Consider the following 18,842-nt stretch of genomic DNA (forward strand, 5'->3'; position numbering starts at 1 on the left):
GCCGCCGTTTTCGTTTGTCGGGATGCCGGTGGGGATTTTGTTCGAGGATCGAGTTGATGCGTGGGGCGAGGACGTTCTGTCTGGGCCTGATGCTCGGCACCGGCCCCGTGGCAGCCGAAGATTTCACGGGCTTCTATGCGGGGGTGAATGCCGGCTGGGCGTTCGAGCGCGGCCGCGACGCCACCGCGCCCCTGCCGCCGACGGGCGCCGACCGGAACGAGCCCGGCCTGCCGCCGAGCGTGGTACGGATCGAGCGGCAGCGCCGTTCCGAGACGCCGGCCGAGCGAGGCCGCTGAGCGCCTTCTCTCCCACCTAATCCCCTCATCCTGAGGTGCCGCGTCAGCGGGCCTCGAAGGAGGGCTCCACTAGACGCGCGATCCCTGGAGCCCTCCTTCGAGGCTGCGCTTCGCTCCCCGCCTCAGGATGAGGGGATGAGGTGGGAGGCGGCTGGCGAACGCGCACTCAAACGAGCGTCACGCCACTCCGTCCCAGGTCTCGGTGATCACTTTGCCGGCATGGCTGAGGCGGGCGCGGAGCACCACGTCGCCGGGGGGCATCGGCTCGGGGGGGCGGAACTCGGCGTAGAGGCGCCAGCCGCCGGTCTGGGCGACGTGCTCGGCGTAGGGCTCGACGAAGGCGCCGACGCTGGCCGAGAGCGCGACCTCGATTGCGGCCTTCGGGTCGTCGGGCAGGCCCGGTCCCTCGAAGTCGATGGCGTAGAGGCGGCGCCTCGGGCTCGGCGGGTTGGTCGGGCGCAACCGTTCGGCGGACCCGACCCTACTCGAAACGACCCGCGCCAAAGGCGGTGCCATCGCAGCCGCCGGCTCCGCCCCGACCGTGACCAGCGCATAGGCGAGGTCGATCCGGCGACCGGCCTCGACTTTCGCTTCGGGAACGAAGGCCGCGACGATGTTGTCGGTCGCCTCCTCCCGCGAGGGGATCTCGAACAGCCGCACCGCGCCGGCCCCAAAACCCGATTCGGGCCGGACCCACAGGCCGGGCCGGTCCTCGTGGCGGGCCTGGACATCGAGATAGGCGGCAAAGCGCCGCTCGCGCTGGAGAAGCGCGAATCCTTCCAGCGGCGCGGCGCGGAAGGCGGAGGTCTGCGGGGCGGCCCGGCCGTTGGTGAGCGGGCGCCAGAGCCGGTCGCCGGGTGTCTGGACCAGCAGGCCGTCCGAATCATGCACCTGCGGGCGAAAATCGTCGAAGGGGAGGGCGCCCCGCGCCCCGGGGCCGTTCTCGCCGTCGATGAACATGCTGGTGAGCGGCGCCAGCCCCAGATTCGCGATGGCGCGCCGCGGAAACAGCGTGGCGGTGACCTGAAGCGTCGAGGGATCGCCCGGCGTGACGCGGAAGCGGTAGGCCCCGGTCAGGCTCGGGCCCTCCAGCAGCGCCAGCACGGTGATGGTTTCGCCCTCGACCGGGCCGATCCAGAAAGTGGTGAAGTCGGGAAATTCCTCGCCGGTCGGCGCACCGGTATCGACCGCGATGCCGCGGGCCGAGAGGCCGTAGATCTGGCTTTTGCCCCGCACCCGGAAATACGAGGCGCCGAGAAAGACCAGAAACTCTTCCTGAGCGTCCGGCTTGGCCGAATCGAACGCATGGGCGATGCGAAAGCCGGCATAGCCCAATGCCGCGGGATAGCTGCGATCCTTCAGCGCCGGCCCGAGATCGAACAGCTTGGCGTCGTAGCCGAACGGCTCGGGCGCCTGCCCGGCCTTCTGAAAAAAGATGTCGACGCGCCGGGGCTGCAGCCCGCCGCGGTGGAACGGCTGCAGCGAGAAGCCGGGGCCGAGCGGTACGGTCGCCTCCGGGCGGAAGCGGATCGCTTGCGTGTCGTCGTAGGTGAGGCCCTTCAACTCCTGCGGCAGGTCGTCGTCGTGCGGGCGATACGGGGTGCGGGCAAGCGATTCGGCGCGGGCGGCCACGTCGTCGAGGGTCACGGGCCGCGCCTCCATGCGGGATTGTGCCGATGGGGCGGTCTGGGCCATCGTTCCGGCGGCATTCAGGTCGAGGAGGCCAGGGATAGAAAGGCCGGATAACCCGGCGAGCCCGTTCCGCACCACCTGCCGCCGCGAGACGCCGCCGTCCCGGCACGCATCGCCGTCTTCCCCCGACGGTTCCGTCATCCGCTGATCCCTCCCGCGAGCGTTCACGCCGACCATGTCCAGCCCAGACTTGCCGCAGGTCGATGCGCCCGTCGAGACCGGCCCGGCCCGCCCCTCCGGCACCGGACCGGCGCCGCGGACCGCGTCGTTCAGCCTGCGCCGCCTCGCGCTGGTCGTCCCAACGCTCGCGACGGCGGGAGCGATCCTCGCGCTGGCGCTTGCCGCCTACGGGATGCCGGAGACGTGGCTCGGGCGCATCGTGCTCGGCCTGTTCGCCGTGCTGATGGCGTGGCAATCGTTCACGGCATGGCAGTATCTCTACGGGCTGATCGCGACCGCGATGGGGGATCGCGTGCTCTCGCCCCTGGAGCGGCGCGCCGCCACGATCTCGGCCCGTCCCACGGGCCTGAGTCGCACGGCGGCGGTCGTGGCGATCCACGCCGAGGATCCGATCGCGGTGTTTTCCGCCATCCGCGTCATGGCCCGCTCGCTCCAGCGCGAGGGGGGCAACGGGTCCGACATCGACATCTTCGTCCTGTCCGACACCCGCGAGGGCGCGATCTCGGCGGTCGAGGAGCACGAATTCGCCCGCGCCGTGGCCTGGGCCGAGCGCGAGGGCCGCGGCATGCCGCGCATCCGCTACCGCCGCCGGGCGCAGAACACCGGCCGCAAGGCCGGCAACATCGCCGAGTTCTGCCAGACCTACGGCGAGGAGTACGATTTCATGATCGTGCTCGACGCCGACAGCCTCATGACGGGCGCCGCCATGCGCAAGCTCGCCCGGCTGATGGAGGAGAACCCCCGCGTCGGCCTGATCCAGACCGTGTCCTACGCGGCCGGCCGCGACACCCTGTTCGCCCGCATCCAGCAATTCGCCGTGCGGCTCTACGCGCCGCTGTCGCTCCGTTGCCTGGAGACGTGGCAGGGGCCGGACGGCTCCTACTGGGGCCACAACGCCATCCTGCGGATCGCCGCATTCTCGCAGAACGCCGAGTTGCCGGTGCTCTCGGGCAAGGCGCCGCTCGGCGGCGAAATCCTGTGCCACGACATCGTCGAGGGTGCGTTCCTGCGCCGCGCCGGCTGGGAGGTGCGCCTGCTGCCGGAGATGGGCGGCACCTGGGAGGAGATGCCGACCAACCTCATCGATCTGCTCGGGCGCGAGCGGCGCTGGTGCCAGGGCAACCTTCAGCACATCCGCGTGCTGCCGATGAAGGGCCTGCGCGGCGCCAGCCGCTGGCATCTCGGCGTCGGCATCCTCGGCTACTGCGTCTACCCGCTCTGGATCGCCTTCCTCGGCCTCGGCACGTGGCAGGCGGCGCGCATGGGCGAACTCGGCCTCTTGGGCTACGGCTTCGACGGCGGCACGCCCGCGGCTTTCGGGCTCGCCGCCCTCGTCCTCGCCGTGATGGCGCTGCCGAAACTCCTCAGCCTCGGCTACGTCCTGGCCTCACGTGAGCGCCGCGCGGCCTTCGGCGGTGCCAGTTCGCTGCTCGTCAGCGCCGCCATCGAACAGGCGGTCTGGGTTCTGCTGTGGCCGGTGATGGCCTTGTTCAGCGCGGGCGCCGTGGTCTCGACCCTGTTCGGCCGGGTGGTGCGCTGGGACGCGCAATCCCGCGACGACCGCAGCGTGCCGTGGGGCGAGGCCTGCCGCCTCCAGAGCGACGCGATCGCCACGGGTCTGGCGCTCGCCGTCCTCGTCGCTTTGGCCGGCTTTCCGCTGCTCGCCGCCTGGATGGCCCCGGTCGCCTTCGCCCTGCTGACCAGCCCGGCTCAGAGCGTGCTCACCAGCTCGACCCGCCTCGGCCTCGGCTCCAAGGCCCGCGGCCTGTTCCTCACCGAGGACGACACGCGGCAGGCCGTGGAGTTGGCCGAGCTGCATCAGGGACGGGTGACCGGCACCCTGCCGATCGCCGCGGGCGAGCCGGTGGCGTGGCTGCCGGGGTCGATCGATGCGTCGGGGGTTTCTTCGACGCCGCGGTGAGAGGCTAGGCCCTTCAAGTCAAAGCTTAGTCAGATTGAAGGGTCGAAGGGCTGTTGAGGTTGGAAAGCCGACGTTGAGGATCGGCTTCCCCGCCATCTACTGAGCGGGGATCCCTTGGATGTTCAGTGCCGCGAAGATTTGCTTGGCGAGGGCGAGCCGCACGGCTGTCGGATGGTTGCGGTTCGCCATCAGCACAAGCCCGATCTTGCGGCCAGGGATGAAGGCCACGTAGGCCCCGAACCCGTTGGTGGCTCCCGTCTTCGTGACGAGGCTGTCGGCAGGCGGTGTCTGGGGTGGGCTGAGGCGCGTGACCGGGGTGGGCTTCAGCACCATCGCGTCACCGTTGCCGACCATGAGGTCATCATCCGAGACCGGGAGCGGATACCACTCCCAGATTAGCGCCTGCGTCATCGGTCCAGCCTGGAACTGGCCGACCTGCGTTGCCGAGAGAGCACGTCGCATCGTGGGGCTCATCTCGATCCGCCCGAGATGCGCCTCTACGAACCGCAGCAGATCACGCGCTGTCGTGCGAACGCCGTAGGCTTCGGTGGCGAGAGGGGCCATCGAGACCCTGACCGACTTGCCGTCTCGCGTGTAGCCCTGGGCGTAGTTCGCCTGTTCAGTCTTGGGGATGTCGTGGAAGGTGTGCTGAAGCCCGAGCGGACCCGTGATGTGCTCTCGCACGAGTGCGGCGAACTGGCCCTTCATCGCACGGGCCGTCACCACGCCGAGCAGACCGATGCTGGGATTGGCGTAGGTGCGCACGCTCCCCGGCGGCGACGGCGGTGTCCAAGTATGGAAGTAGGCGATGAGGTCGGTGTCGGTCTTCACGTTGTCGGGTAATTGCAGGGGCATACCCCCGGTCGTGTGGGTCGCGAGGTTGAGGAGTGACACCCGGTCGAGGGCGCTGTCCTTCGGTTCAGGGATGTATCGGCCGGGTGCGGCATCCCATTGGAGTTCCCCGGTCTCCGCGGCGTAGGAGGCCAGCGCCACGGTGAAAGTCTTGCTGATTGACCCGACCTCGAACAGTGTGCGCTCGTCCACCGGCGTACCAGTCTCTTTCGAGGCGACGCCATAGCAGAACACCTTCGCACCATCCGGGGTCACGATGCCGACAGCCAGTCCGGGCGCGCTGGTGCGTTCCATGAAGGTGTTGGCCGCGGCGTCGATGCGGCTCTTGTCCAGCCCCTCCGCGAGCGCAGTAGCGGAACCTAGGAGCAAGAGGGGGAGTGCAAGCGGGCGCAGATACCTGCGTGCCGTCGGCAACATCGATCGATCCGCGTTCAAGGTAGCCCTCCTTCTCTGGAGACGGCGTATGCCGGGTCTTAAAGAGGCGCCGCAAAGGGCGATTTCTCGACCCCGACCCGAAAAATCTTCTGCCGTGGCGTGACCGGAAGAACGACCAGCACAAAGGGGTCATGTCTGCTCAGGGTCGGAAGCGGCCCCTCGCATGGCTAAGCTGATTGGCTTTGAAACCTACGCTGCCGCCGACAACGCGCAGGCCCGGATATCCCGCGCCAGTGCATCGACCCGCTCGGGCTTCGAATCCCACGCGAACATGAAGCGCGAGGCGCCGCCGATGAACCCGTAGAAGTGCCAGCCGCGGGCGCGCAAGCGCTCCTGCGTTGCGGCCGACAGGTTGAGGAACACGCCGTTGGCCTCCACGGGCGCGGCGAGCGCGGCGCCCGGCACGTCGGCGATGGCCGCGGTGAGGCGGCGGGCGCAAGCGTTGGCGTGTCGGGCGTGGCGCAACCACGCGTCGTCCTCCAGCATCCCGACCCAGGGGGCCGAGAGGTAGCGCATCTTGGAGGCGAGCTGGCCCGCCTGCTTGCAGCGGTAGTCGAAGTCTTCCGCCAACGCGGTGTCGAAGAAGACCACCGCCTCGCCGATCGCCATGCCGTTCTTGGTTCCGCCGAAGCAGAGCACGTCGACGCCCGCCTTCCACGTCAGCGCGGCGGGGGAGGCGTCGAGCGAGGCGCAGGCGTTGGCGAAGCGCGCGCCGTCCATGTGCAGGTGCAGGCCGAGCGCGCGGCAGGTCTCGGACAGTCGGGCGATCTCGTCCGGCCGGTAGACCCGGCCGGTCTCGGTCGCCTGCGTGATCGTCGCCGCCTTGGGCTTGGGGAAGTGGATGTCGCTGCGCTTCCCGGCCATCGCGCGCAGCGACTCGGGCGTCAGCTTGCCGTCCGGGCTCGCGACGGTGAGGAGCTTCGAGCCGTTGGAAAAGAATTCCGGCGCGCCGCACTCGTCGGTCTCGATATGGGCCGAGTCGGCGCAGACGACGCTGTGATAGGACTGGCACAGCGAAGCCAGCGCCAGCGAGTTCGCCGCCGTGCCGTTGAAGACGAAGAACACCTCGCAAGTGGTCTCGAACAGCCGGCGAAACCCGTCCGCGGCTGCCTGGGTCCAGCTATCGGCGCCGTAGGCCGGGGCGTGGCCGGCATTGGCGGCCACCATCGCAGCCATCGCCTCCGGGCAGATCCCGGCATAGTTGTCGCTGGCGAATTGCTGGTCGGGCACCGTGCGGCTCGCTCCTGCCATGGGGGGAGGGCGGGACCGGTCCGGCGGAGCCGCCTCGAGAGCAGCCTAAGCTATGAAGCGGGTCGGTGTCCCGCAACCAAAAGCTCGGGGCTTGGTAAGCGGAACGGCTGGAGGAACCGGCCCTTTCCACTCACCCCCTCATCCTGAGGTGCGAAGCGAAGCGGAGCCTCGACGGAGGGCTCCAGGGATCGCTGAGCCGACTGGAGCCCTTCTTCGAGGCCGCTTCGCGGCACCCCAGGATGAGGGGTGATGGGATGACGATGACGAAAGCGTCGCCTCACGCGGCGGCGAGCGACATCGACATCGATTCCTTCTTCATCAGCTCGCGGTAGAAGCCGTCGAGATGGGTCAGTTTTTCCGGCGAGCCGTCCTGGATGATCTTGCCGCCTTCCAGCACCACGATCCGGTCGAAGTCCTTCAGCGTCGAGAGGCGGTGGGCGATGGCGATGACGGTGCGGCCCTTCATCAGGTTGGCGAGCGCGGCGCGGATCGCCTCCTCGGACTCGGCGTCGAGCGCCGAGGTCGCCTCGTCGAGGAGCAGGATCGGCGAGTCCTTCAGGATCGCGCGGGCGATGGCGATGCGCTGGCGCTGGCCGCCGGACAGCTTCACGCCGCGGTCGCCGACGATGGTGTCGAAGCCCTCGGGCAGCGCCTGGATGAAGTCGGTGCAATGCGCGGCTTCGGCCGCCTTCCACACGTCCTCGTCGCTGGCGTCGGGCCGACCGTAGCGGATGTTCTCGCGTAAGCTTCTGTGGAACATCGACACGTCCTGCGGGACCACCGTGATGGCCTCGCGCAGGGATTCCTGCGTGACCCGGGTGATGTCCTGGCCGTTGATGAGGATGCGCCCGCCCTGCACCTCGTAGAAGCGCTGGATCAGCGAGAACAGGGTCGACTTGCCGCCGCCGGACTTGCCGACCAACCCCACCGTCTGGCCCGGCGGGATCAGCAGGTCGAAATCGGAGAAGACGGGGCGGCCGTCGGGGTAGCTGAAGGCGACGTGGTCGAAATGCATCTCGGCCCCGGTCTGGCCCACCAGCGTCTCGGCCTCCGGGTGATCGACCAACTCGTGCGGCTGCAGCAGGGTGTGGAGCGCCTCCGACAGGCGAGCGGTGTGCTGGGTGGCGTCCACCAGCGCCACGGCGAGGTCGCGGGTGGCGGCGAGGATGCGGATGCCGAGGGTGCAGACCAGCACGACCTGACCGGTCGTCGCCTGACCCGCCTCCCACATCTTGATCGACCAGTAGAGTAGGCCGAGGATCGAGACGACGGTGAGGATCGCGTGGGTGATGCGCAGCTTCTCGAGGTAGATCAGCGACGAGCGCCGCGCCCGCATCTCGGTGCCGATGGTGCCGTCGAAGCGGACGAACTCGCGATTGAAGGCCGAGAAGGCGCGCACCAGCGGCATGTTGCCGACGAGATCGACCATCTCACCGTCGACGCTGGCAGCTTTCGCCGCGAAGTCGTGGTGCAGCGGCTTGCCGGCGGACGCCATCTTGAACATCAGCACCACCACAGCGGTGAAGATGGAGGCGAGCACCAGCGCCATCGTGAGGTTGACGGTGCCGATGTAGATGATCGAGAGCACGGCCGCGACGCAGGGCGGCATCACGTTGAACGTGAACATGTTCTCGACGGTGAAGATCGCGTTCGAGGTCGCCGTGATGCGCGACGCCAGCGTGCCAGGCTGCCGGTCGGCGAAGAAGGACGGGGCGTGGCCCGTCATGTGGCGGAACATGTCACGGCGGATGTCGCCTGTGACGCCCACGAAGGTGAAGGCGCCGACGAGCGCGGCGACGCGCCAGAGCAGGTTGTCGGCGGCGATGAAGGCGATCAGCACCGCGAGCGCCGTCCAGACCTGCCCGGCGCTCGGCCCCTTGCCCAGCGCATCGACCACGCCCTTCAGCGCATAATCCGTCGAGACCGAGAAGGTAACGGCGCCGAGAACCGCGAACAGGATGATGAGATGGGGGACGATGCGGCGCTTGAGATAGCGCCCGACGAAGGCGAAGGGCCGGTTGGCGTATTGGCAGAGATCTTCCATCGCGACCGTCAATCCCGATTCGATCAGACCCGCAGGGCGGCGAGACGCATGCCGTGGGCGGCGAAGCGCACGCCGAGCCCGTTAACCGCAACGCGAAGCGTCGCCTTATGTTTCAAGCGCGGGCCGCTTTCCCGCGAACTATCGCGGCCAAGCTGAACGGGACTTGAGCGACCGTGCGGCGCAGCAACGACTCCAAGCGCGTCGCGGGGCCTAGGTCAAGGTATGTGAGCGCAGGGGCGCCCGTTCTTCACGCACTCGCGCGCTCGTCCGGTGCCTTACCCCGCGTCTCCGGCATGATCAGCAGCACGAGGACGAGGCCGACCGCGCCCATCACCGCGAGTCCCAAGAAGGTGCTCTGGCTGCCGAGGTTGTCGGCCATGAAGCCGGCGAGCGCCGTCGAGAGCGCGGCGCCGATGCCCATGCCGGTGCCGACGGCGCCGAGCGCGGTGTTGAAGCGGCCGGTGCCGCGGGTGAGGTCGGAGACGATCAGCGGGACCATGACGCCGAGCACCGAGGCCGAGATGCCGTCGAACACCTGGATCGCCACCATCCAGTAGGGGTCGCTGACGAAGGCGAAGAGCAGGCCGCGCACGGGCAACGCGGCGAAGCCGATGACGAGCAGCGGCTTGCGGCCCCAACTCTGCGCGAGGCGTCCGACGAAGGGCGCGGTGACGGCGAGCACCGCCTGGGGGACCATGATGCAGGCGGCCACCAGCGCGGTCGCGGTCTCGCTCGCGCGCAAGGTCATCACCGAGCCGACCAGCGGCAGCATCGCGGCGTTGGCGAGGAAGAACAGCACCATGCAGGCGGCGAAGCACAAGAGCGCGCGGTTCTTGAGCAGCGCCGCCAGGCCGCCGGCCGAGGGCGGCGACGGCGGTTCGTCCGCGGCGGCCGGGCGGGCCACGTCGGTGCGGCGCGAGGGGATGAAGCGCAGCGAGATCAGCGCCGGGATGACGAGCGCGCCCGCGAGATAGAACACCGCGTCGTTCGACAGGTAGTAGCCCACCGCGCCCATGCTGGCGGCACCCAGCGCGTTGCCGATGGCCGAGAAGCTGGCGTTGCGGCCGAGCCGGGCGCCGGCGTTGGCGTGGCCGACGAGGCCGATCGAGATGGCGGCGATGGCCGGCGTCAGCACGCAGCTCGCCGCCGAGTGGATCGCCATGGCGAGCAGGACGATGAGGTAGGTCGGGAAGGCCGCGAGCATCACCGCGCTCATCCCCACCCAGAAGGCCGAGAAGCCGGCGGCGAAGCGCTTCGAGCGCGAGGCATCGACGAAGGCGCCGCCGGGCATCTGCCCAAGCAGGCTGACGAGGCTGCCGACGGTGAGCGCGAGGCCGATGTCGGATTGCGTCCACTTCTGCTGGGTGAAGTAGACGGCGAGGAACGGGCCGAAGCCGGTCTGCAGGTTGGCGATGAAAAAGGTGAAGGCGTCGAGCCCGCGCGCGGCACTCGGCGCCGGCCCGGCGGAGGCCGGCTCGCCCGCGCCGGGGCCGCGGCGGCGCGCGGGGCGCCAGCCGGCCCGGTCGCGCGGATCGGGTCGGGGAACGTCGCGCTCGCGTGGCAGGACCGCCCGCCTTTCCGTCGCCGGGATCGCCGTCATCTGTCCGGCGACTTGTCTTGTTTCACGGGGTCGGCGGGCTTCTCGGGGGCCGGCGCGGGCGCGGGGGCTGCTGCGGGCGCAGGGGCCGCCGCGGGCGTGGGGGCCGGCGTCGCGGGGTCGGCGTCGGGCGCCGCGGCGGTCGCCGGCCCGGAGGCGCCGAGCACCACGATCGGCTCGCCGGCCTTGTACTCGGGCGAGACCCGCACCTGATTGCGGTTGAGCTGGAGCACGAGGCGGCCGACCTTGCCCTCGGTGGTGAATTTCAGAACCCGCCAGTCCACCGCGATCTTGCGCGAGCCCACGCCGAGGAAGCCGCCGAAATCGATCACCGCCGCCCGCGGGCGACCGTCCCGGTCGATGATCACGTCGATGATCCGGCCGAGGTCGTCGCCGTTCATGGCGCGCACGCTCTTTCCGAGCAGGCTCTCGTAATCCTGGGTGTCGAGCACGGTCGCGGGCGTACCGCCGCCCTGGGCCGGGGGCGGCGTCGCGGGGGCGGGAGTCGGCGCAGGGGCCGCGGGCGGCGGGGCGGCCGGCGCGTCGCCGGGGCCGTTGGGGGTGGCGTCGCCCGCGAGCGCCACGACGGGCAGGAGGGCGATCGCCGAGGCCACGATCGTCCGAATCAGTCTGCGCACCCCTAAACCCCTCTCGCCGCCTGGAATCGTCATCGTCGCGCCGTGGACACCGTCGACGGGCCGCGGCCGGTCAGAGCGAAGCGCGCGGATGTCGCAGCGATGCGCGGCAACCGCGGCGAAGTTAAGGACCCGCCGGGGCGGGGTGAAGAACTGCGAACCGGATAGCCGGCGCAGCGGGACCGGTGGATCGAGGCCTCACCGTAGCCGCCCGCCGTCTGGTTTTCGCCCCAACCCTGCCTTAGAGCCGTGCAGGAGAAGACGCGAGTGAAGCGGGGCCGCCGCTGGACGCGGCCGCGACGAGGACGACACCCATGCCCCTTCCGCCGATGTTCCGCACCGCGGCCTTCCCGAACCTTTGCCAAAGACTCACCGCCGCGGCGCTGCTGGCCGCGAGCCTCGGCGGCTGCCAGGCCTTCAGCGGCGGCGCCGGCGTCATGCCCGAGACCGAGATCGGCCCGCCGCCTTCGGCCCGCGGCACTCTTCCGGGCCGGGCCGCCCGGACCTCGCAGGTCGATGACGACGGCGCCCCGCTGCCCTCGACCCCGACCCGGCGCCTCGACCTCCCCAAGAACGTGCGGGGCGACGCCCGCGCTGCCGACGCCGGCGCCCGCCGGATCAGCCGCGACGAACTCGAGGGCGCGGGACAGGGCGGACGCTCCTCGTCGGGCGGGCTCGCCCCCTCGGTCGGATCCGGCGGCGTCGGGGTCGGCGGAAAGTTCTGAGACCATCGCCGGCTCAGGCGGTCGGCGCCTTGCGGCCACCCCAGTGGTCGTCGAGCCGGCCGCCGAAGGACGGATCGGAGAACGGGTCGTCGCCGGGTCCCTGGCTCGGCGCGCCTTCGAGATCGGCCGGGTCGATGTCGACCACGTAGCCGCCGAGTTCGACCGAGTAGGTCAGCGCCGACCACGGCAGCGGATGGTAGGTCTCGCCGATCCCGAGGAAGCCGCCGAAGGACAGGACCGCGTAGGCGACCTGCCCCGAGGTCTTGTCGACCATGAAATTGTGCACGGTGCCGAGATGGCGCCCGGTGCCGTCGTAGACCGGTGTGCCCTCGACCTTGTCGGAGGCGATGAGGCGCGGCGTCTCGTCGATGGCGATGCCCGCGCCGCCCGCGGGGTCGAGTTCCAGGCTTCCGGGTTTCCGTAGTAGGTTACGCTCGGCGGGCAGGTCCGTCGGCATCCGGGTCTCCTCGCTGCACCCGTGAGGCGGGGTCCTGCGTTGAATGCGGTGCAGCGTGAGCGGTTCCCCGCGGCAAACGCCTGTGCATGCCGGCCCCCTCAGTGGCGCCCTCGGAGCGCGAAGGCTTGCACAAGATGGCGAAAACCGCTCCTGATCTGTGGATGGACACGCGAACGGCGCGCCCCCGCTCTTGGAACGGGCGCGGTACCGCTTAGTTGTTGCTCCCTAGCGCCCCGGAACCCCCGGGCTCGTTTCGAAATTGCTGCCGGATCGCAGAACGGAGGGACACCATGGCAACGAAGACGACGGAGAAGAAGGCCGCCGCCCCCAAGAAGGACGACGCCAAGGCTGAGAAGCCCGCCGCAAAGGCCGCCCCGAAGAAGGCCACCGCGACCAAGGCCGAGGCCGGCGCCAAGCCGAACGCCCTGCAGCAGCCGCTGAAGCCCTCCGCCGACCTCGCCGCCATCGTCGGCGACAAGCCGCTCCCCCGCGGCGAGGTGGTCAGCAAGGTGTGGGAACACATCAAGAAGCACAACCTCCAGAACCCCGAGAACAAGCGCGAGATTCTGGCCGACGACAAGCTCAAGAAGATTTTCGGCAAGGACAAGTGCTCGATGTTCGAGATGAACAAGCACCTGGCCGCCCATCTGAAGGGCTGATTTTTTCGGAAGCGATGGATCCGGCGCGTTCGCCGCGCCGACATTCTCGACCCGGTTCGCTCCCGCGGACCGGGTTTCGTTTTGTCTATGGCTCTGTTCGATCACGTCGACGCCGCGCATCCCCTCTCGCCGCACGGGGGGGGGGAGCCGGCTGAACGCGCGGCGAGCGAACCAGCTCACGCGATGCTGCGCAGAACCCCGCCATCGACCCGCAGCGCCGCCCCCGTCGTGGCGCTGGCCGCCGGGGTGCAGAGATAGGCCACCATGCTGGCGACCTCCTCCGGCTGGGCGAGGCGCTTGAGGAGCGAGGTCGGGCGGTTCTCGGCGATGAAGGCGCGGCCCTTCTCTTCGAGGTCGCCGCCGGCCCCGCCCATGGATTCCAAGAAATCGGCCACGCCCTCGGTGAGCGTCGGGCCGGGCAGCACGCTGTTGACGGTGACGCCGCTGCCGCCGACCGTCTCGGCCAGCCCGCGGGAGACGGCGAGCTGCGCCGTCTTGGTCATGCCGTAATGGACCATCTCGACGGGGATGTTGATGCCCGACTCGCTGGCGATGAACACGATGCGGCCCCAGCCGCGCTCGACCATGCCGGGCCCGTAGGCGCGAGCGAGGCGAATGCCGCTCATCACGTTCACCTCGAAGAAGCGGCGCCACTCCCCGTCGGGAATCTCGAAGAAGGGTTTCGGCTCGAAGATGCCGGCATTGTTGATGAGGATATCGACCCTGGGCAAAGCCGCGACCAGTTCGGCCGCGCCCTCCTCGGTGCCGACATCGCCGATGCCGGCGATGAAGCCGCCGCCCGGCACCTCGCCGCGCAGCCGCTCGATCGCGGCGTTGACCCGCTCGCCCGTGCGCCCGTTGACCGCCACCGTCGCGCCGAGCTGTCCCAGGGCCTTGGCGATGGCGTAGCCGATGCCGCCGGTCGAGCCGGTCACGAGGGCGCTGCGCCCGTTCAGGTCGATGTCCATGGTCTCGTCCGTCGTGCTTGGCCCCCTGGATCAACGCGCGAAGCGGCTCAAGGCTTCGTCCGGCGCAGGCCGCTCGCGAGCGCGCCGAGGAGCGCCAGGGCGACGGCGCACCACAGGGTCGGGGCGAAGGCGGCGGCCGGGCCCCCGGCGCTCAGGCCGAAGGCGACGGCGACCAAAGCCGCGCCGAGGGATTGCCCGACGAGCCGGGCGCTCGACTGCATGCCGCTGGCCCCGCCGCTGCGGTCGCGGGGGGCGCTGGTGATGATGATCTTGTTGTTGGGCGACTGGAACAGCCCGAAGCCGAGGCCTGCGATCGTGAGCCGCCAGACGATGTCGAGGGTGGTGGCCTCGGGCGTCAGCAGCGCGAGCGAAGCGGTGCCGAAGGCCAGCAGCAGCAGGCCGAGCGCCCCGAGCAGCCCCGGCGGGTAGCGGTCGGCCAATCGCCCCGAGAGCGGCGCCGCGACCGCGATGGCGAGGGGCCAGGGCGTCAGCAGGAAGCCGGTCTGCGCCACCGACAGGCCGAGTCCGTCGTGGAAGTGGAACGGCAGGGCGACGTAGGCGGTCATCTGCGCGGCGAAGGCGCAGACGGACGAGACCATCGACAGGGCAAAGGCCGGAATCCGCAGGAGATCGAGCGGCAGCAGCGGCCGGGCGAGCCCGAGCTGGCTGCGCACGAACACCGTGCCGACGACGAGCGCCACCGCGAGGCCGGCGAGCGCGTAGGGTCGCCGGTTCGGATCACTCAGCCCGTCGAGGCCGACGATCAGCAGGCCGATGGTGAGTGCGTTGAGGGCCGCGCTGGTCCAGTCGAACGCGCGCGCCGAGCGCGGCGTCAGCGGCAGCGTGCGTGCCCCGACCGCGAGTGCGGCCAGCCCGACCGGCAGGTTGACGAGGAACAGCCACGGCCACTCGGCCACGGTGAGCACGGCCGCCGCCAGCGTCGGCCCGGCGGCGGAGGAGACCGCGACGACGAGCGCCACGTTGCCCACGCCCCGACCGAGCAGGCGGTTCGGGTAGATGAAGCGCACGAGCGCGGTGTTGACGCTCATGATCCCGGCCCCGCCGAGCCCCTGGACGATCCGTGCCGCGATCAGGCTCGGCAGATCGGACGCGAGCGCGCAGGCGAGCGAGGCCGCGGTGAAGGCGGCGAGGCCCCAGAGATAGACCCGGCGGTAGCCGAGACTCTCCCCAAGTGTGGCCAGCGGCAGAAGGGCTGCGGTCACCGCGGCCTGATAGGCGTTGACGACGAAGATCGCCTCGGAGGCCGGCACGCCGAGGTCGCGGGCGATCACGGGCAGCGCGACGTTGACGATGGCCCCGTCGAGCACCGCCATGGCCATCGCGAGCGCCATCGCTGAAAAGGCCAGCCCCCGCGCCCGCGGCGGCAGCCCGTCGGTGACCTCCCGCGTCATGACGGTCGCGCCCCGCTGAAATGCGCTACAGAGGCGCGCAGACGGCCCGGCTGTCCTATCCTTATACAGTCGACCAAGGAGTTCCCATGCGATCCGCCCCCATCCTGGCGCTGCTGGCGCTGGCCCTCACCGCCGCGCCGGCCCCCGCCCAGGAGGGCACGATGACGCCGCTCGGCATCGGCCTCGAAGGTTTCGCCTATCCCTATCCGGTGAAGTTCCTGCCGCTGACGCGCGATCACGAGGCGCAGCGCCTCGCCTACATGGACGTCGCCCCGACCAGGACCGCCAACGGCCGCACCGTCCTGCTGCTGCACGGGCGCAACTTTCCTTCGAGCTACTGGGAGCCGGTGATCCGCGCGCTGGCGGAGGGCGGGTACCGGGTCGTCGTCCCGGATCAGCTCGGATTCGGCAAGTCCTCCAAGCCGATCAAGCCGTTCACGTTCGACCGGATGGCCGCCGAGACGGTGGCGCTCGCCGATTCCCTCGGGCTGCAGCGCTTCGACGTCGTCGCCCATTCCATGGGCGGGATGCTGGCGGTCCGGATGGCGCGCAACTTCCCGCAGCGGGTCAACGCGCTGGTGCTCGAAGCCCCGATCGGGTTGGAGGATTACCGCTTCACCGTGCCGCCGGTCACCGACGACCTGCTGCTCACCCGCGAGGGCGAGCTGACGGCCGACGCCTACCGCAAGCAGCTGATGACGAGCTACTCGCTGTCGCTGCCGGCCTCGTCCATCGAGCCGTTCGTGCAGATTCGCGAGCGGGTGAAGGCCTCGGGCGAGTATCCGCGCTGGCTGCGCTCGTTCGTGCAGTCGTATCAGGCGATCTGGGGCCAGCCGGTCGTCCACGAGATACCGCTCGTCAAGGCGCCGACCCTGTTCGTGATGGGCGCCAACGACCGCAACGCGCCGGGCAAGGCCTTCGCGCCGCCGGAAGTGCGGGCCAACATGGGCGACAACACCGGCCACGCGAGGGCGCTCGCCGCGCGCATGCCCAACGGCCGCGCCGAGGTGATCGCCAATGTCGGCCACCTCGTCCACATGGAGGCGACCGACATGTTCAACGGGCTGGTGCTCGACTTCCTCGACCGCAACTGAGGAGCAAGACGGATATGGACGTCGGATTCATCGGGCTCGGCCGCATGGGCCGGGCGATGGCGGCCCGGCTCGTCGCGGCGGGCCACCGGGTCAGGGTGTGGAACCGCTCGCCCGAGGCCGCCCGCGCCGTCGAGGGGGCGGAGCCGGTCGGCAGCGCCGCGGAAGCGTTCTCGGGCGACGCCGCCATCACCATGCTGGCCGACGACGCGGCGCTCCGCGCCGTGATCGTCGAGGGCGGGCTGCTCGACGGCGCTTCGCGCCCGGCGGTGCATGTCGGCATGTCGACGATCTCGGTGGCGCTCGCCAAGGAACTCGCCGCGGTGCACGAGCGGGCGGGTGTCGCTTACGTCTCCGCCCCGGTCTTCGGCCGGCCGGATGCGGCGGCGAGCGGCGCGCTCAACATCATCGCCGCGGGCGAGGACGGGGCGATCGGACGGGTCCAGCCGCTGTTCGACGCCATGGGCACCAAGACCTGGCGCTTCGGGGCCGAGCCGGAGAAGGCCAACGCGGTCAAGCTCGCGGGCAACTTCATGATCGTCTCGGCGATTGAGACGATGGGCGAGGTCGCGGCCTTCTCGGAAGGCCACGGCATCCCCGGCGCCGACGTGCTGGCGATGCTCACCGGCACGCTGTTCGCCGCCCCGGTCTACAAGAATTACGGCGCGATGATCATGGAGGGTCGCTACGAGCCGCCGGGCTTCACCCTGCGGCTCGGCCTCAAGGACGTGCGCCTTGCGCTGGAAGCCGGCGAGGCAGCCGCCGTGCCGATGCCCTTCGCCAGCGTGCTGCGCGACAACCTCCTCGACGCCATCGCCCATGGCGACGGCGACCGGGATTTCGCGGCGCTGGCCACGGTGGCGGCGCGGCGCAGCGGGCGGTGAGCACAGGCGGCGCGCGCTGATTGCATTCGCGGAGCGCGCACTCCATATTCTGGGTGAGCGCCCGCAGGCGGCTACCTGCGGGCGCTCTTATTGAACTAACTACCAGATGAGCCCGAGCGTGATGGTCATCGACCACTCACCGCTCGGGTTTTTCGTAACGGTGATCCGCAGAAGCGGAAACATCAGCACATCGCTCACCCCCTTCCCGTCTGCCTACTCGGTTGACGGCGGTCGGCGAGGCCGCCGTAAGCCCTGTGAGCCGCAGGGCCTTCGTGACGGGAGGGTGTTCGTTCAACACAATTACTATGCGGCGTGTGTCAGGGCGCACAACCCGGTCGCCGGGGTGCCCTGCGCACCGTTTCCCGATGGTGGCACGCAGGACACAGGCTTTTTCGGCGACTACCGCTTCGTGTTCGCTGCGTCCTGGCCGAACATCACCTTCTTGGCGTCCTCGCTCATCGGCTGGCCGTAATTCGGGTTGGCTTCCTTGGCCTTGGCGTAGGCGGCCTTGGTCGCCGGGCGTTCGGCGATAGCCTCGAACCAGCGCTTCAGGTGCGGGTGGTCGTCGAGGCTCTGGCCCTGCTTCTCCCACGGCACGATCCAGGGATAGGCCGCCATGTCGGCGATGGTGTAGTCCTCACCCGCCACAAAGGTGCGGTCGGCCAACCGTCGGTCGAGCACGCCGTAGAGCCGGTTGGTCTCCTTGACGTAGCGGTCGATCGCGTAGGGGATTTTTTCGGGGGCATACTGCGAGAAATGGTGGTTCTGGCCGAGCATCGGCCCGAGGCCGCCCATCTGCCAGAACAGCCATTGCAGCGTCTCGACCCGGCCGCGCAGGTCGCCCGGCAGGAAGCGGCCGGTCTTTTCCGCGAGATAGAGCAGGATCGCGCCCGACTCGAACAGCGAGACCGGGGCGCCGCCGTCGGCGGGCTCGTGATCGACGATGGCCGGCATGCGGTTGTTCGGCGCGATTCTGAGGAAGGCCGGCTCGAATTGCGCGCCCTTGCCGATATCGACCGGATGGATGCGGTAGGGCAGGCCGGTCTCTTCGAGAACCAGCGTCACCTTGTGGCCGTTCGGGGTCGGCCAGTAGTGCAGGTCGATCATGGTTGTGCCTCGCATCTGAGCGGGGTTCGGTGGCGGCGAGGTGGGAACCGCGGTGCCTCCGGTCAAGCTCGGCCGGTTCCGCGACGTGTCCGCTGCACGAGGATCGGTGACAGCCCGCGCTTCCCATGCCGCCGCCGCTTGCTGGAACGCCCCTAAGGTCGTATCTCCAGCGGGCCCGTCAGGGTGTCGGGGTGTAGCGCAGTCTGGTAGCGCATCTGCTTTGGGAGCAGAGGGTCGTAGGTTCGAATCCTATCGCCCCGACCATGCCCTTCCCGGAGTCGCACACCGTCCGATGTCGAGCGCCCGCATCTACCGCCCCGCCAAGGACCCGTCGCAGTCCGGGCTCGCGCGCACCAAGCAATGGCTGTTGGAGTTCGACCAGACCGCCCCGCGCGAGACCGATCCGCTGATGGGCTGGACCGGCTCGTCCGACATGTTGCAGCAGGTGCGGCTCGAATTCGACACCGCCGAGGAGGCGGTGTCCTACGCGAAGTCCCAGGGCATCGCCTACCGGGTCGAGGAGGCCAAGCCCCCGGTGCTGCGCAAGGGCCTGTCCTACTCGGACAATTTCAAGTTCAACCGTACCGCGCCCTGGACGCACTGAGCGCGCGGCGGGAAGGCTCGGTCCTTCCCGCC

General features: G+C 69.8%; 17 protein-coding genes and 1 tRNA gene. 8 read left to right on the forward strand and 10 right to left on the reverse strand.

Annotation, left to right across the window (positions count from 1 at the left end; genetic code table 11):
- Positions 1-56: 56 nt before the first annotated feature.
- Positions 57-296 (forward strand): hypothetical protein, encoded by a 240-nt coding sequence (locus ASG52_RS14375; RefSeq protein WP_056244293.1) that lies wholly within the window; start codon positions 57-59, stop codon positions 294-296.
- Positions 297-473: 177 nt separating this feature from the next.
- Here ASG52_RS14375 and ASG52_RS14380 read toward each other — a convergent pair whose 3' ends face one another.
- Positions 474-2,129, reverse strand: coding sequence for a glucan biosynthesis protein G (locus ASG52_RS14380; RefSeq protein WP_056244729.1), 1,656 nt, complete (start codon positions 2,127-2,129; stop codon positions 474-476).
- 34 nt (positions 2,130-2,163) lie between these two features.
- Here ASG52_RS14380 and mdoH point away from each other — a divergent pair, with 34 nt between their 5' ends.
- Positions 2,164-4,089, forward strand: a complete 1,926-nt coding sequence (gene mdoH / locus ASG52_RS14385) for a glucans biosynthesis glucosyltransferase MdoH (RefSeq protein ID WP_056244296.1) — start codon at positions 2,164-2,166, stop codon at positions 4,087-4,089.
- Between the two features lie 96 nt (positions 4,090-4,185).
- Here the strand turns inward: mdoH and ampC are convergent, their stop codons facing one another.
- The 5 genes from ampC to ASG52_RS14410 form a co-directional block, all read right to left on the reverse strand.
- The gene (ampC, locus tag ASG52_RS14390) at positions 4,186-5,376 is read right to left on the reverse strand and encodes a class C beta-lactamase (protein WP_156383966.1); all 1,191 of its coding nucleotides are present in this window, start codon (positions 5,374-5,376) and stop codon (positions 4,186-4,188) included.
- A gap of 189 nt (positions 5,377-5,565) precedes the next feature.
- Positions 5,566-6,606 carry a threonine aldolase family protein gene (locus ASG52_RS14395; RefSeq protein ID WP_056244732.1) on the reverse strand — a complete coding sequence of 347 codons (1,041 nt, stop codon included), beginning with the start codon at positions 6,604-6,606 and terminating at the stop codon, positions 5,566-5,568.
- A gap of 298 nt (positions 6,607-6,904) precedes the next feature.
- A complete protein-coding gene (locus ASG52_RS14400; protein WP_056244300.1) occupies positions 6,905-8,671 on the reverse strand; it encodes an ABC transporter ATP-binding protein in 1,767 nt (588 codons plus the stop codon).
- A 247-nt stretch (positions 8,672-8,918) separates the two neighbouring features.
- Positions 8,919-10,271, reverse strand: coding sequence for an MFS transporter (locus tag ASG52_RS14405; protein WP_056244303.1), 1,353 nt, complete (start codon positions 10,269-10,271; stop codon positions 8,919-8,921).
- Positions 10,268-10,906 carry a PRC-barrel domain-containing protein gene (locus ASG52_RS14410; protein ID WP_056244305.1) on the reverse strand — a complete coding sequence of 213 codons (639 nt, stop codon included), beginning with the start codon at positions 10,904-10,906 and terminating at the stop codon, positions 10,268-10,270. The genes ASG52_RS14405 and ASG52_RS14410 overlap by 4 nt, the downstream gene beginning before the upstream one ends.
- Positions 10,907-11,217: 311 nt before the next feature.
- Here ASG52_RS14410 and ASG52_RS14415 point away from each other — a divergent pair, with 311 nt between their 5' ends.
- Positions 11,218-11,628 (forward strand): hypothetical protein, encoded by a 411-nt coding sequence (locus ASG52_RS14415; protein ID WP_286159052.1) that lies wholly within the window; start codon positions 11,218-11,220, stop codon positions 11,626-11,628.
- 13 nt (positions 11,629-11,641) lie between these two features.
- Here the strand turns inward: ASG52_RS14415 and ASG52_RS14420 are convergent, their stop codons facing one another.
- On the reverse strand, positions 11,642-12,085 hold the full coding sequence (locus tag ASG52_RS14420) for a PRC-barrel domain-containing protein (RefSeq protein WP_056244307.1): 444 nt from the start codon (positions 12,083-12,085) through the stop codon (positions 11,642-11,644).
- A gap of 290 nt (positions 12,086-12,375) precedes the next feature.
- Between ASG52_RS14420 and ASG52_RS14425 the strand changes: the two genes are divergently transcribed.
- The gene (locus ASG52_RS14425; protein ID WP_056244310.1) at positions 12,376-12,744 is read left to right on the forward strand and encodes an SWIB/MDM2 domain-containing protein; all 369 of its coding nucleotides are present in this window, start codon (positions 12,376-12,378) and stop codon (positions 12,742-12,744) included.
- Between the two features lie 176 nt (positions 12,745-12,920).
- On the opposite strand, the gene ASG52_RS14430 is transcribed toward ASG52_RS14425, so the two are convergent.
- Both ASG52_RS14430 and ASG52_RS14435 read right to left on the reverse strand, forming a co-directional pair.
- A complete protein-coding gene (locus ASG52_RS14430; RefSeq protein WP_056244314.1) occupies positions 12,921-13,712 on the reverse strand; it encodes an SDR family NAD(P)-dependent oxidoreductase in 792 nt (263 codons plus the stop codon).
- A 47-nt stretch (positions 13,713-13,759) separates the two neighbouring features.
- On the reverse strand, positions 13,760-15,124 hold the full coding sequence (locus tag ASG52_RS14435) for an MFS transporter (protein WP_056244317.1): 1,365 nt from the start codon (positions 15,122-15,124) through the stop codon (positions 13,760-13,762).
- An 86-nt stretch (positions 15,125-15,210) separates the two neighbouring features.
- Between ASG52_RS14435 and ASG52_RS14440 the strand changes: the two genes are divergently transcribed.
- Positions 15,211-16,218, forward strand: coding sequence for an alpha/beta fold hydrolase (locus ASG52_RS14440; RefSeq protein ID WP_056244320.1), 1,008 nt, complete (start codon positions 15,211-15,213; stop codon positions 16,216-16,218).
- Between the two features lie 14 nt (positions 16,219-16,232).
- Positions 16,233-17,099, forward strand: a complete 867-nt coding sequence (locus ASG52_RS14445) for an NAD(P)-dependent oxidoreductase (RefSeq protein ID WP_056244322.1) — start codon at positions 16,233-16,235, stop codon at positions 17,097-17,099.
- A 399-nt stretch (positions 17,100-17,498) separates the two neighbouring features.
- On the opposite strand, the gene ASG52_RS14450 is transcribed toward ASG52_RS14445, so the two are convergent.
- Positions 17,499-18,206, reverse strand: coding sequence for a glutathione binding-like protein (locus tag ASG52_RS14450; RefSeq protein ID WP_056244325.1), 708 nt, complete (start codon positions 18,204-18,206; stop codon positions 17,499-17,501).
- Between the two features lie 187 nt (positions 18,207-18,393).
- Between ASG52_RS14450 and ASG52_RS14455 the strand changes: the two genes are divergently transcribed.
- Positions 18,394-18,470: transfer RNA gene (locus ASG52_RS14455), tRNA-Pro, on the forward strand.
- A 28-nt stretch (positions 18,471-18,498) separates the two neighbouring features.
- The gene (locus ASG52_RS14460) at positions 18,499-18,810 is read left to right on the forward strand and encodes an ETC complex I subunit (protein WP_056244327.1); all 312 of its coding nucleotides are present in this window, start codon (positions 18,499-18,501) and stop codon (positions 18,808-18,810) included.
- Positions 18,811-18,842 lie beyond the last annotated feature (32 nt).

Source organism: Methylobacterium sp. Leaf456 (genome assembly GCF_001425465.1).
In the GTDB taxonomy this organism is placed as follows: Bacteria; Pseudomonadota; Alphaproteobacteria; order Rhizobiales; family Beijerinckiaceae; genus Methylobacterium.

Coding starts and splice junctions, on each gene's coding strand:
- ASG52_RS14450 (WP_056244325.1), bottom strand. CDS start 18,206: ATGATCGACCTGCACTACTGGCCGACCCCGAACGGCCACAAGGTGACG.
- ASG52_RS14375 (WP_056244293.1), top strand. CDS start 57: ATGCGTGGGGCGAGGACGTTCTGTCTGGGCCTGATGCTCGGCACCGGC.
- ASG52_RS14430 (WP_056244314.1), bottom strand. CDS start 13,712: ATGGACATCGACCTGAACGGGCGCAGCGCCCTCGTGACCGGCTCGACC.
- ASG52_RS14415 (WP_286159052.1), top strand. CDS start 11,218: ATGCCCCTTCCGCCGATGTTCCGCACCGCGGCCTTCCCGAACCTTTGC.
- ASG52_RS14445 (WP_056244322.1), top strand. CDS start 16,233: ATGGACGTCGGATTCATCGGGCTCGGCCGCATGGGCCGGGCGATGGCG.
- ASG52_RS14400 (WP_056244300.1), bottom strand. CDS start 8,671: ATGGAAGATCTCTGCCAATACGCCAACCGGCCCTTCGCCTTCGTCGGG.
- ASG52_RS14440 (WP_056244320.1), top strand. CDS start 15,211: ATGCGATCCGCCCCCATCCTGGCGCTGCTGGCGCTGGCCCTCACCGCC.
- ASG52_RS14435 (WP_056244317.1), bottom strand. CDS start 15,124: ATGACGCGGGAGGTCACCGACGGGCTGCCGCCGCGGGCGCGGGGGCTG.
- ASG52_RS14380 (WP_056244729.1), bottom strand. CDS start 2,129: ATGACGGAACCGTCGGGGGAAGACGGCGATGCGTGCCGGGACGGCGGC.
- ASG52_RS14460 (WP_056244327.1), top strand. CDS start 18,499: ATGTCGAGCGCCCGCATCTACCGCCCCGCCAAGGACCCGTCGCAGTCC.
- ASG52_RS14405 (WP_056244303.1), bottom strand. CDS start 10,271: ATGACGGCGATCCCGGCGACGGAAAGGCGGGCGGTCCTGCCACGCGAG.
- ASG52_RS14420 (WP_056244307.1), bottom strand. CDS start 12,085: ATGCCGACGGACCTGCCCGCCGAGCGTAACCTACTACGGAAACCCGGA.
- mdoH (WP_056244296.1), top strand. CDS start 2,164: ATGTCCAGCCCAGACTTGCCGCAGGTCGATGCGCCCGTCGAGACCGGC.
- ASG52_RS14425 (WP_056244310.1), top strand. CDS start 12,376: ATGGCAACGAAGACGACGGAGAAGAAGGCCGCCGCCCCCAAGAAGGAC.